This window comes from Eubacterium sp. AF17-7 (genome assembly GCF_003461285.1).
Taxonomy (GTDB): Bacteria; Bacillota; Clostridia; order Lachnospirales; family Lachnospiraceae; genus Eubacterium_U; species Eubacterium_U album.
On the sequence record NZ_QTWU01000012.1, the window covers coordinates 26585 to 39407 of the forward strand.

Here is a 12823-nt window from a genome sequence, read left to right on the forward strand (position 1 = left end):
CTACGTTCTTCGAACTCTCGCAATTCTACAAAATATATGAGAAAACAGTTCTATCGGACTATGAATATTCTTATATAAATATATAACACGAATTGCTACGTTCTTCGAACTCTCGCAATTCTACAAAATATTCGAAAACCACCCTATCGGGCTATTTTCTCATATTTTGGCGATTCATAAAAAAGACTGCGTTTTCATGCAAGCATGAACGCAGTCTTTTTTTGAATCTGGTGTTATATGTTTTCTTTTACGGCTTTGCTTACTACTTCGGCAACTTCAGGATTGAAGGCTTCAGGTAAAATAAAGTTTTCGCTTAACTGGTCATCAGGAACGAGAGAAGCAATTGCATTAGCAGCAGCTAATTTCATTTCTTCAGTAATCTGCTTTGCACGACCTTCAAGAGCACCCTTGAAAATTCCAGGGAAGGCAACAACATTGTTAACCTGATTTGGAAAATCAGAACGTCCTGTACCAACGACTCTTGCACCTGCTTCTTTAGCAAGGTCAGGCATAATTTCAGGTGTAGGATTTGCCATTGCAAATATAATAGCGTCTTTGTTCATTGAAGAAACCATTTCCTTAGTTACGATGTTTGGAGCTGATACACCAATAAATATATCTGCACCAACCATTGCATCGGCAAGAACACCATTTTTTCCTTCAAGGTTAGTTACCTGAGCCATTTCCTTTTGAGCCCAGTTTAAATCTTTAACATCATTTGATAATATTCCGTATAAACCGCATATTGTAAGGTCTTTAAAACCATATTTTAATAATAATTTTGAAATTGCAATACCGGCAGAACCATCACCGTTTACAACTACCTTACAATCTTCTTTTTTCTTTCCGACAACTTTTAAAGCGTTGATAATACCGGCAAGAACAACGATTGCTGTTCCATGCTGATCATCATGGAATACAGGGATGTCTAATAATTCTTTAAGTTTACTTTCTATTTCAAAACATCTTGGAGCAGAAATGTCTTCAAGATTAATACCACCGAATCCGGGAGCAATTCTAACAACAGTGTCAATGATTTCCTGTGTATCCTGTGTGTCAAGACAAATTGGAACGGCATTTACATCACCGAATTCTTTAAAAAGAACAGCTTTACCTTCCATAACAGGCATGGCAGCGTAAGGGCCAATATTTCCTAAACCTAAAACAGCACTTCCGTCTGAAACTACGGCTACTGTATTTGCCTTCATTGTGTATTTATAAACATCTTCCGGATTGTTAGCAATTTCAACACAAGGTTTAGCAACACCCGGTGTATATGCAATTGATAAATCCTCACGTGTTTTGATTTTACATTTTGCTTCTGTACTGATTTTACCTACTAAATCAGCGTGGAGCTTTAAAGCTTTTTCATCTGTTGTCATAATAACCTCCAAATATAATATAAATAGTAATAAATGTATATTTTAAACATATACATAAAATCAGGTGTCTGAAGTATAGTAGTAAAAAATACATTTAAACACCTGTTTATAAGCATAACACATTTTTAAAAATTACACTATTATTTTTAAAAAAGATGTGTTAATATAAAAACAGAATCTAGACTCAAGTGGGTTTCCCACACATTTCCCGGATTTAATAATAAATATTGAACAGATAGATAGTGAAAGGACTGGTGCATTTATGAGAGAAAAGTTGCAGTCATTACCAGTGAGCGAATTACGAGCCATTGCAAAGGAAAATGGGATTAAAAGTGTAACAAAGTTAAGAAAACAGCAGTTAGTAGATATGATTTTGGAAGTGAATGAGCGAAATCAGAAAAAGCAGACTGAAGCCGCCAAAAAAGAAGAAGTTGATAATGAAAATAAAGAAAATATACAGGTAGCAGAAGTAAGTACTGAAGAAAAAGAAGATAAGCCTGAAAAGGAAGTAAAGAAAAAAAAGTCAGAAAATAAAGAAAAAAATTCAGAAAGTAATAAAGAGTTAAAGACAGAGAAAAAGAATTCACATAAATTGGAAGGAAAGACTGAACATAGAATAATAAAAACGCATTCTAAAAATGAAAATAAACCGGTACAGAAGGTGCAAAAAAATGAGAAGAGAGATCCTCAGCCAACAGATGAAGGAGATTTTAAATCAGGAATACTTGAAGTTATGCCGGATGGATTTGGATTTATCAGATGTGATAACTATATGCCTGGAGATGATGATGTTTATGTGGCACCATCACAGATTAAAAGATTTAATTTGAAAACAGGAGATATATTAGAAGGAAAAGTAAGAGCAAAGAGAGAATCAGAAAAGTTTGGAGCTCTTTATTATTTAGATAAAGTAAATGATGAATCATTGGAAAAAGTTATTTCCAGACCAAATTTTGAAGATTTAACTCCTATATTCCCTAATAACAGACTTCATTTGGAAACACCATCTGAAAATATGGCAATGAGAATAGTTGATATTATCAGCCCAATTGGAAAGGGACAAAGAGGAATGATTGTGTCTCCACCAAAAGCAGGTAAGACAACCCTTTTAAAACAGGTAGCAAAATCAATTCAGAGTAATAATCCTGAAATGAAAATGATTATTTTATTAATAGATGAAAGACCTGAAGAAGTTACAGATATAAAAGAAGCAATTGAAGGGGAGAATGTAGAGGTAATTTATTCTACATTTGATGAATTACCTGAGCATCATAAACGTGTTTCGGAAATGGTAATCGAAAGAGCAAAAAGATTAGTTGAACATGGAAATGATGTAATAATTTTATTGGATAGTATTACAAGACTTGCAAGAGCATACAACATGACTGTACCGCCAAGTGGAAGAACTTTATCAGGTGGTTTGGATCCGGCAGCACTTCATATGCCAAAGAGATTCTTTGGTGCAGCAAGAAATATGAGAGAAGGTGGAAGCCTGACGATTCTAGCTACAGCATTAGTAGATACAGGAAGTAAGATGGATGATGTTGTATATGAAGAATTTAAGGGAACAGGTAATATGGAATTGGTTCTTGATAGAAAATTATCTGAGAAGAGAGTATTCCCGGCTATTGATATAATTAAGTCAGGTACAAGAAGAGAAGATTTATTATTAGATAGTGAAGAATTAGGAGCATCTTATGTAATAAGAAAAGAAATTAATGGAATGAAGAAAGAAGACGCGGCAGAAAGAATAATTAATTTATTCTATAGAACAAAAAATAATAAAGAATTTATTTCAAAAATTTCAAAAATAAAAAATAATGATGGACCAACAAATTCAACAGGTGCTCACAGATTCACGTAATTTTTGTCGAATCATTATAAAATAAAGTGACATTTAATAAAAAAAGGTTGCTAATAGTAAAAGCATATGCTATAATGACTAGGCTATTGAGTTAAGACGGATTGGCGTTGCCAATAAGCATAAAATTTAATTTAAGGAAATGAAGAGGTGAATGTAATGAGAGAAGGAATCCATCCAGATTACCAGCAGGCAACCGTTACATGTAACTGTGGTAACACATTCGTAACAGGTTCAACTAAGTCAGATATTCATGTTGAAATTTGTTCAGCATGTCATCCATTCTACACAGGACAGCAGAAAGCAGTTTCAGCTCGTGGTAGAATTGATAAGTTTAATAAGAAATATGGTATTCAGTAAGTATTAAGGATAACAGGTTGGGAATTTTTGTTCTCAACCTATTTTCTTATGTAAAGATATGCAGGTTAGAAGCATAATCTGATTATGAAAATAGGGATATTTAATATTTTTATTTGTGCGATTATAATGAATGAGGACATTTATGAAAAATAAAAATAAATTAGGTTCTTCCGGAATAGGAGGACAGGCAGTTATAGAAGGAATTATGATGAGAAATAAGGACTGGTATTCTGTAGCTGTAAGAAAAAGTGATAATACAATTGAGGTAGAAAAGAAGCAATATAAAAGTGCTTCACAGAAAAACAAAATTTTGGGAGCTCCTTTTATCAGAGGAGTATTTAGTTTTATTGATTCCCTAGTGCTTGGAATAAAATCTCTTACATATTCAGCATCTTTTTTTGAAGATGATGATGAAACAGAAGAAGAGCCTGGCAAATTAGAATTGTGGCTTATTAATAAATTTGGTGAGAAAGCTGAGAATGTAATAATGGGATGTGTAGTAGCAGTTTCTATTATATTTTCAGTATTAATATTTATGATGTTACCGTTATTTATAGCGGATATGTTTGAAAGATTTGTTCCGGGAATAGGAAACAGACAGGTTCCAGTAATAGAGGGAATAGCCAAGATGGTTATTTTTATCGGATATATGCTGTTAATATCATTAATGAAAGACATAAGAAGGACATTTATGTATCATGGAGCAGAGCATAAATGTATTAACTGTATTGAAAATGGAAAAATATTAACTGTAGAAAATGTAAGAGAAAGTTCGAGATTTCACAAAAGATGTGGAACAAGCTTTATGTTGATAGTTTTGATAATTAGTATTTTGTTCTTTATCTTCATTCGCTCGGATGTAGTTTGGATTAAATATACAATAAGATTAATTTTAATACCTGTAATTGCAGGTGTTTCATATGAGATTATCCGATTAGCAGGTAGTAGCGATAATTTTATTGTTAATTTAATAAGTAAACCCGGAATATGGATGCAGAAAATAACAACTAAAGAACCAACTGATGATATGATTGAAGTTGCAATTAAGGCAGTTGAGGAAGTATTTGACTGGAAAGATTATTTGAAAAGCAATGGAATAGAAGTTTTGGATGAAATTTCAGGAGAAGAAGATGTCGACTGAATTTGAATTAAAAGATTTGATAAAAGATGGAATAGAAAAATTGCAGAAAGCATCTGATTTGGATGCAACTGTTGATGCGTGGCTTTTAGCAGAAGAAGTTTTAGGGATTACAAGAGTACAGTATTTTATCAATCCTCAAAGATTAGTTAATAAAGAGGATGCAGATAAGTTTTTTAAATTTATAGATATGCGTTGTAATAAGATTCCTTTACAGCACATAACCGGTAAGCAGGAATTTATGGGATTATCATTTAATGTGAATGAAGATGTATTGATTCCAAGACAGGATACGGAACTTTTAGTTGAAATGGTTTTAAATTATTTAAAACAAAAGATTCAAGGCAAGAAAGTTAAAGTATTAGATATGTGTACCGGCTCAGGATGCATAGCAATTTCAATAAAAAAACTTGCTGAAAATGTAGATGTAACAGCAGTAGATTTGTCCCAAAATGCATTAAAAGTTGCAATTGATAATGCAAAGCAGTTAGATGCAAAAGTTACATTTATTGAATCAGATTTATTTGAAAATGTATCAGGTAAATATGATATAATTGTATCAAATCCGCCATACATAAGAAAAAGTGATATTGAAACGCTTATGGAAGAAGTAAAAAATCATGAACCGATGATGGCTTTAGATGGTGATGAAGACGGATTGATATTTTATAAAAAAATATCGGAAAAGTTAAATGAATATTTGTCAGATGACGGGATGATTTTTTATGAGATTGGTTATGATCAGGGAAAAACAGTTCCCGATATTTTGAAACAGTATAATTTTAAAGATATTAATGTGTATAAAGATTTGTCAGGAAATGACAGAGTTGTGATTGCGAGAAAAGGAGAAGAAAATGTTTGATAAATTAGATGGTATATTGGAAAGATTTGATGAAATATTAGAAATGTTAAACGATCCAAGCGTGGCAAATGACCAGAATAATTTTAGAAAATTAATGAAAGAGCAAAGCGACTTAGCACCAATTGTTGAAGCGTATAAGACATATAAACAGGCTAAGCAGGATGTTGAAGACAGTCTTTTAATTCTTGAAGAAGAAAATGACGACGATATGCGTGAATTAGCTAAAGAAGAATTAAATGAAGCTAAGGCAAAAGTTGAAGAAATGGAACAACAGTTAAAGATTTTACTTTTACCAAAGGATGAAAATGATGATAAAAATGTTGTTGTAGAAATCCGTGGCGGTGCAGGTGGAGATGAAGCTGCGTTATTTGCTGCTGAACTTTACAGAATGTATTGTATGTATGCAGAAAAGAATCGTTGGAAAACAGAAATGATTTCTTTAAATGAAAATGGTTTAGGTGGATTTAAAGAAGTTGTATTTATGATTAACGGTCAGGGTGCATATTCTAAGTTGAAATATGAAAGTGGAGTACATCGTGTACAGAGAATTCCGGTAACTGAATCAGGTGGAAGAATTCATACATCAACAGCAACTGTTGCAATTATGCCCGAAGCAGAAGAAGTAGATGTAGAAATCGATATGAATGATTGTAAATTTGATGTGTTTAGAGCATCAGGAAACGGTGGTCAGTGTGTAAATACAACTGATTCAGCTGTACGACTTACACATATTCCAACAGGAATTGTTATTTCATGTCAGGATGAAAAATCACAGTTAAAAAATAAGGATAAAGCACTTAAAGTATTAAGAGCAAGATTATACGAACTTGAACTTCAAAAGAAGCAGGATGCTGAATCAGCAGCAAGAAGAAGTCAGGTAGGAACCGGTGACCGTTCAGAAAAGATAAGAACTTACAATTTCCCACAGGGAAGAGTAACAGATCATAGAATTAAGTTTACATCACATAGATTAGATGAAATAATGAATGGAAATCTTGATGAAATAATCGATAACTGTATAGCAGCAGATCAGGCAGCAAAGCTTAGCAATATGGAAAATGAAGTATAAATTTTTTGAGCCATCGAAAGATGGCTCATATTTATATAAAAAAGTGAGGGTAGAATTATGCAGATGACAACTCTTTGTTATATAGAAAATGATGAAAAATATTTGATGCTTCATCGTGTGAAAAAGAAAGAAGATATTAATAAAAACAAGTGGATAGGAGTAGGTGGACATGCTAACGAATGGGAATCACCGGAAGAATGTCTTGTAAGAGAGGTAAAAGAGGAAACAGGACTAATACTTACTTCATATAAATTCAGAGGAATTGTAACATTTATCAGTGATGAATGTGAATCGGAAACCATGTGCCTATTTACTGCGGATAAGTTTACAGGAAATATAATTGAATGCGATGAGGGAGAACTTAAATGGGTAGATAAAAAAGTAGTACCTAATTTGCCAACATGGGAAGGGGATGCAATATTTTTGAAATTACTGTTAAATGATGAGAAAAGATTCTTTTCATTAAAATTGGTATATGAGGGAGATAAATTAGTAGAAAATAATATTGTTTTTTATTAAACAAAATATGAAAGCTTATGAGGTGCTTACTAAATGATAGTATTAAGTAAAAAGCAGATTGTTGATATAATGGAAGAAAAACAAAAAAATAAGGAACAATTATAAGCAAAAAATCAAAATTACTTAATTTTTAATCGTTATATATTAAAAAAAGCCTTTGAAATTTAAAAAGAAATTTGCTAAAATATCAAACGAATCGAGTGGCTAAGAGCGTAAATCCAGATATGGATTTGCGCTCTTTTATGTTATATAAGACGAAGTCGTGTGTATAACAACAAATAAAAAATTGACGAAGCCGGATTGATTTAATTTTATGAATTTTGGGAATTCATTTTAAACATAGGAGGTAAAGGGAAAAGTGGAAGAAAACAAGGAAGCAAACAAAATGGGGACGATGAAGGTAAACAAATTGATGCTGACAATGGGAGCACCTATGATTTTATCGATGGTGTTACAGGCTGTGTATAATATTGTTGACAGTGCATTTGTATCCAATATGCATGAAAATGGAGAAGCAGCTTTGAATGCCTTAACATTGGCGTTTCCTGTTCAGATGATGATGGTTGCGATTGCAATAGGCACAGGTGTCGGAATGAATGCATTGCTTTCGAAAAATTTAGGGAGTGGAAATCTGAAAAAAGCATCTATGATAGCAGGAAATACAATATTTTTAGGAACAATAATTTATTTAATATTTCTTGTTTTCGGAATATTTGGAGCAGATTTCTATGTATCTACACAGACAAGTAATGAATTAATAAAAAATATGGCAATACAATATTTGAAAATATGCTGTACTTTATCTATAGGAATAGTGTTCTTTTCAATATTTGAAAAAATGCTACAGGCAACAGGGCGCTCATTATATTCAACGATAGCACAAATACTAGGGGCTGTAACAAATATGATTTTAGACCCTATTTTAATATATGGTTTGCTAGGAATTCCTGAAATGGGAGTCGCAGGCGCGGCATATGCAACTGTTATAGGTCAGGTAGTGTCAGTTTTAACAGCGATTGCTTTCCATATAAAATTTAATGTCGAAATAAAAGGAATAATTAAAAATTTAAAACCATCAGCAAAAATAATAAAAGAGATATATATGATTGGTTTACCTGCAATCATAGCTCAGGCATTAATGTCATTTATGACATACGGATTAAATATAATACTTGTTAGAATAAGTGAAACAGCAGTTACTGCATATGGATTGTACTATAAAATTCAACAGTTTATTTTGTTTGCAGCATTTGGCTTAAGAGATGCAATTACTCCGATAGTATCATTTAATCATGGAATGAGAAGTAAAGAAAGAGTTAGGGACGGAATAAAATATGGTTTGATTTATACTTTAATTATAATGGTTGTAGGAACTGTTGTGCTGGAAATTTTTGCAAATCCATTTGCTAAGATATTTGGGTTGTCAGGTGTTACGCAACAATTATGCGTTAGTGCGATAAGAGTAATTTCTATAAGTTTTGTATTTGCAGGTGCAAATATTGCTTTTCAGGGAATATTTCAGGCACTTGAAGGTGGCATGGAATCACTATTTATTTCAATATGCAGACAGTTCTTATTTGTTCTTCCTGTTGCATGGGGATTTTCTTTAATTGCAATAAAAGATATAAGCTACATATGGTTAGTATGGATGACATTTCCGATAGCAGAGGCAGTATCATGTGTTATTGCGTGTGTGTTTATGAAGAGGATTGATAGGAGAAAAATACAAAGTCTTAATAAATAGGTAGAAATGTATGTATATATTGTTGTATTATATAAAGTATGTAGAAAAAGTATTAATTATTTATATTCTGCAGACAGATACAAGTGTCAGAGAAATATTTTTATTTAATGGGCATTTGTGCAAGAGTAAAAGCCATAAGGAGAAGTACAATGGATATTACAGTTAGAAGAGCAGAAATTAAAGATATTGATAAAGTGAGCATATTATTAAGTGAGGTACTCGAATTACATGCGAAGTTAAGACCTGACATATTTATATCAGGTACAACAAAGTATACAAGGGAAGAACTAACTAATATATTTCAAAATGATGAAACACCGGTATTTGTAGCTATAGATAATGATGAAGTTGTAGGTTATGCATTTTGTGTAATAAAAAAACAACCTTTTAGTACAAATATGGTTGATTTTAAAACATTACATATTGATGATTTGTGTGTAGACGAAAATTGCAGAGGAAAACATATTGGAACAATTTTGTATAAATATGTTCTTGAATATGCTAAATCAATAGGATGTTATGATGTTACGTTAAATGTATGGGAAGGAAATGATAATGCCCGTGCATTTTATGAAAAGGTGGGAATGTTTGTAAAGGAAACACAGATGGAAGTGATTCTTAAATAGGGATATTCATGGTAAAGAATTGGTATATGTGATAGATTTTTACAGACATATATCACAAGGATAAATTTAGGGAGAACTAAGGAGAAAGTAATATGGACAATCTGTCAGTATATGAACTTATGTGGCTGTTTTTAAGTTATTCATTTTTAGGATGGATTCTAGAAACAGTATTTGCAACAATAAAGGAAAGAAAAGTAGTTAACAGAGGTCTTATAAATGGACCATTTTGTATTATATATGGTATCAGTGCAGTTTTAATATCAACAACATTACACGAACTTACAGGAATTTGGTTGATTTTATTTGCAGCTATATATGCATCTGTTGTTGAATGGTTTGGCGGACATTTAGTTGAAAAAATATACCACGAAAAATGGTGGGATTATTCAGATATTAAATGGAATTTTGAAGGATATGTATGCGTTCCAATGGCAGCAGTATGGGGCGTGCTAGGATACATAGTTGTTAAGTTTGGAGATAGTCTGTTACTTGATTTGTACAAATTATTTCCGGAACTTTTAATGCATATAATTTTATGGATTATAACAGGATGCCTTATTGCAGATATAGTATTTTCTTCAATTATTATTAAATTTGAAGGTAAAGGCGTAGATAAAATAATTGAAGCAAATAATAAATTTACGGAAATTAGTTTAAAACTTGAAAAATGGATTGCCAAAAGAATAAATCTGCGTATAGATAAAGCTTATCCAAAATCTTCTAAAGTAGAGAAAAAGGAAAAGGATAAGAGTGTATTTGCAAGGGGATGTGATTTTTATAAAATTGCATTACTGTTTTTTATCGGCTCATTTCTTGGAGATGTAACAGAAACGATATTCTGCAGAGCAACGGCAGGAGTATGGATGAGAAGAAGCAGTGTAATATGGGGACAGTTCAGTATAGTGTGGGGCTTGGCAATTGCAATCGTAACGGCTATGCTCTATAAATATAGAGAAAAAAGTGATAGTTTCTTATTTGTAATGGGAACCTGTTTAGGGGGAGCATACGAATATTTATGTAGTGTATTTACCGAAATTGTATTTGGAAAGATATTTTGGGATTACAGCAAAATACCATTTAACTTAGGAGGAAGAATAAATCTTTTATATTGCTTCTTCTGGGGAATGGCAGCAGTTGTATGGTTTAAAATATGTTACCCTAAATTATCAGCAATAATTGAAAAAATTCCTGTAAAGCCGGGAAAAATATGTACATGGGTATTGATTATATTTATGAGTGTTGATGTCGTTGCGACATGCATGGTGCTTCATAGATATGACCAGAGAGAAAATGGAATAGTGGCAACAAAGCAGTGGCAGATATGGGTTGATGATAATTACAATGATGCCAGAATGGAAAAAATATATCCAAATGCAAAAAATGCCAAATAAAAATTAAAATAATGTTGTTAAAACAACAGAAATGTTATTCGAATTATAATACTATCTGCATGTGATAATTTTACATCAGAAAGGAATTTTAATAGATGGATAATAAAATGTTTTGTTTTCAATGTGAGCAGACAGCCGGTTGTACAGGCTGTACAGGAGCAATGGGAGTGTGTGGTAAGTCAGCGGATACATCTAAATTGCAGGATGAACTCACAGGAGCGTTAATCGGTCTGGCAAAAAGTACAAGTCACAATCCTAAAAGAAAAGAAACAGATAAAATTATAATAGAGGGATTATTTACAACGATAACAAATGTTAATTTTAATGATGATACATTAAAGGAAATGATACAAAAAGTTCATTTAGAAAAAAATGCAATTGCACCAAATTGCAATGCGTGTGCGATGCCTTGTGGAAGTACAGAAGATTATGATATGAATTTGTTGTGGAATGAGGATGAGGATATCCGCTCATTAAAATCACTTATCTTGTTTGGAATAAGAGGAATGGCAGCTTATGCGTACCATGCAATGGTTTTAGGATATGAGGATGAGGATGTAAACGGATTCTTTTATAAAGCGTTATCTGTTATTACTTATGATATGGAAATTGGACAACTTTTGCCAGTAGCGCTTGAAGTGGGAGAAAAGAATTTAAAATGCATGGAATTACTTGATAGGGCAAATACAGAAAGTTATGGAAATCCTACTCCGGTAAAAGTTCCATTGACTATAGAAAAAGGACCATTTATCGTAATTTCAGGACATGATTTAAAAGATTTAGAATTGTTATTACAGCAGACAGATGGAAAAGGAATAAATATATATACTCATGGAGAAATGCTTCCTGCACACGGTTATCCGGAGTTAAAGAAATATCCTCATTTGAAGGGGAATTTTGGAACTGCATGGCAGAATCAGCAAAAGGAATTTGATGATATCAAAGGACCTGTATTATTTACAACTAATTGTCTAATGCCGGTTAAGCAAAGTTATGCAGACAGAGTATTTACAACGGAAGTTGTTTCGTATCCTGAAATGGTTCATATCGGAGAAGACAAGGACTTTACTCCTGTAATAAATAAGGCACTTGAACTTGGCGGTTATGAAGAAGATAAAGTTATGACGGGAATAAACGGTGGAAGATATGTTATGACAGGATTTGGACATGGAACTATTCTTGGAGTTGCAGATAAGGTTATTGAAGGAGTTAAGAACAAAGAAATAAGTCATTTCTTCTTAGTTGGAGGATGTGATGGAGCAAGAGTCGGAAGAAATTATTATACGGAGTTTGTTAAACAGTCACCAAAAGATTCTATTATTTTGACGCTTGCATGTGGTAAATACAGATTTAATGATTTGGATTTGGGAGATATTAACGGACTAGCAAGAATTATGGATATGGGTCAGTGCAATGACGCATATGGAGCAATAAAAGTTGCAATTGCGTTAGCACAGGCATTTGAATGTGAAGTTAATGATTTACCATTATCAATGATTTTATCATGGTATGAACAAAAAGCTGTATGTATTTTATTAACATTATTACATCTTGGAATTAAAAACATATATTTAGGACCGACACTTCCTGCTTTTATATCACCTAATATATTGAATTATTTAGTGGAAAATTATAACATTTCACCTATTAGTACACCGGATAAAGATTTAGAAAAAATTATGTCAAATAAGTAAAATAAAACAGTTCGACCATACAATAGCAGGGATTATTACAGTTTATGCTATATGGCCGGACTGTTATTATTTTTAGATAAATTAATATATAGACTCTTCATTTATTAATGTTTTTCTGCTAGAATAGGAAAATGAGATTAAAACAAAAGATTTATTAGCCGAAGAGGATGCTTATGT

11 protein-coding genes are annotated in these 12823 nt (G+C 32.3%); 10 read left to right on the forward strand and 1 reads right to left on the reverse strand.

From position 1 onward, the window contains the following. Positions 1–233 precede the first annotated feature (233 nt). Complete coding sequence (locus DWW96_RS10240; RefSeq protein WP_117910331.1) at positions 234–1382, reverse strand: NADP-dependent malic enzyme; 1149 nt, start codon at positions 1380–1382, stop codon at positions 234–236. Between the two features lie 262 nt (positions 1383–1644). Here DWW96_RS10240 and rho point away from each other — a divergent pair, with 262 nt between their 5' ends. The 10 genes from rho to hcp all read left to right on the forward strand — a co-directional run bounded on the left by rho (position 1645) and on the right by hcp (position 12646). Further along, positions 1645–3246: a transcription termination factor Rho gene (gene rho / locus DWW96_RS10245; protein WP_117910332.1), complete on the forward strand. Its 1602-nt coding sequence runs from the start codon at positions 1645–1647 to the stop codon at positions 3244–3246. Between the two features lie 156 nt (positions 3247–3402). Continuing rightward, complete coding sequence (gene rpmE / locus DWW96_RS10250; RefSeq protein WP_022088236.1) at positions 3403–3603, forward strand: 50S ribosomal protein L31; 201 nt, start codon at positions 3403–3405, stop codon at positions 3601–3603. Between the two features lie 142 nt (positions 3604–3745). Continuing rightward, positions 3746–4744 (forward strand): DUF1385 domain-containing protein, encoded by a 999-nt coding sequence (locus DWW96_RS10255; protein ID WP_117910333.1) that lies wholly within the window; start codon positions 3746–3748, stop codon positions 4742–4744. Then, positions 4734–5603 (forward strand): peptide chain release factor N(5)-glutamine methyltransferase, encoded by an 870-nt coding sequence (prmC, locus tag DWW96_RS10260; RefSeq protein ID WP_117910334.1) that lies wholly within the window; start codon positions 4734–4736, stop codon positions 5601–5603. Before DWW96_RS10255 ends, prmC begins: the two co-directional genes overlap by 11 nt. Continuing rightward, entirely contained in the window at positions 5596–6672 is a 1077-nt protein-coding gene (gene prfA, locus DWW96_RS10265; protein ID WP_117910335.1) for a peptide chain release factor 1, read from the forward strand. The genes prmC and prfA overlap by 8 nt, the downstream gene beginning before the upstream one ends. A gap of 57 nt (positions 6673–6729) precedes the next feature. Further along, complete coding sequence (locus DWW96_RS10270; RefSeq protein ID WP_117910336.1) at positions 6730–7191, forward strand: 8-oxo-dGTP diphosphatase; 462 nt, start codon at positions 6730–6732, stop codon at positions 7189–7191. Positions 7192–7576: 385 nt separating this feature from the next. Further along, positions 7577–8935, forward strand: coding sequence for an MATE family efflux transporter (locus DWW96_RS10275; protein WP_117910374.1), 1359 nt, complete (start codon positions 7577–7579; stop codon positions 8933–8935). A 149-nt stretch (positions 8936–9084) separates the two neighbouring features. Beyond that, on the forward strand, positions 9085–9561 hold the full coding sequence (locus DWW96_RS10280; RefSeq protein ID WP_117910337.1) for a GNAT family N-acetyltransferase: 477 nt from the start codon (positions 9085–9087) through the stop codon (positions 9559–9561). A 92-nt stretch (positions 9562–9653) separates the two neighbouring features. Next, entirely contained in the window at positions 9654–10952 is a 1299-nt protein-coding gene (locus tag DWW96_RS10285; protein ID WP_117910338.1) for a putative ABC transporter permease, read from the forward strand. 95 nt (positions 10953–11047) lie between these two features. Next, a complete protein-coding gene (hcp, locus tag DWW96_RS10290; protein ID WP_199522689.1) occupies positions 11048–12646 on the forward strand; it encodes a hydroxylamine reductase in 1599 nt (532 codons plus the stop codon). The last annotated feature ends 177 nt before the right edge of the window (positions 12647–12823 follow it).

Coding starts and splice junctions, on each gene's coding strand:
- DWW96_RS10255 (WP_117910333.1), top strand. CDS start 3,746: ATGAAAAATAAAAATAAATTAGGTTCTTCCGGAATAGGAGGACAGGCA.
- DWW96_RS10285 (WP_117910338.1), top strand. CDS start 9,654: ATGGACAATCTGTCAGTATATGAACTTATGTGGCTGTTTTTAAGTTAT.
- DWW96_RS10280 (WP_117910337.1), top strand. CDS start 9,085: ATGGATATTACAGTTAGAAGAGCAGAAATTAAAGATATTGATAAAGTG.
- prfA (WP_117910335.1), top strand. CDS start 5,596: ATGTTTGATAAATTAGATGGTATATTGGAAAGATTTGATGAAATATTA.
- hcp (WP_199522689.1), top strand. CDS start 11,048: ATGGATAATAAAATGTTTTGTTTTCAATGTGAGCAGACAGCCGGTTGT.
- rho (WP_117910332.1), top strand. CDS start 1,645: ATGAGAGAAAAGTTGCAGTCATTACCAGTGAGCGAATTACGAGCCATT.
- DWW96_RS10240 (WP_117910331.1), bottom strand. CDS start 1,382: ATGACAACAGATGAAAAAGCTTTAAAGCTCCACGCTGATTTAGTAGGT.
- DWW96_RS10270 (WP_117910336.1), top strand. CDS start 6,730: ATGCAGATGACAACTCTTTGTTATATAGAAAATGATGAAAAATATTTG.
- rpmE (WP_022088236.1), top strand. CDS start 3,403: ATGAGAGAAGGAATCCATCCAGATTACCAGCAGGCAACCGTTACATGT.
- DWW96_RS10275 (WP_117910374.1), top strand. CDS start 7,577: ATGGGGACGATGAAGGTAAACAAATTGATGCTGACAATGGGAGCACCT.
- prmC (WP_117910334.1), top strand. CDS start 4,734: ATGTCGACTGAATTTGAATTAAAAGATTTGATAAAAGATGGAATAGAA.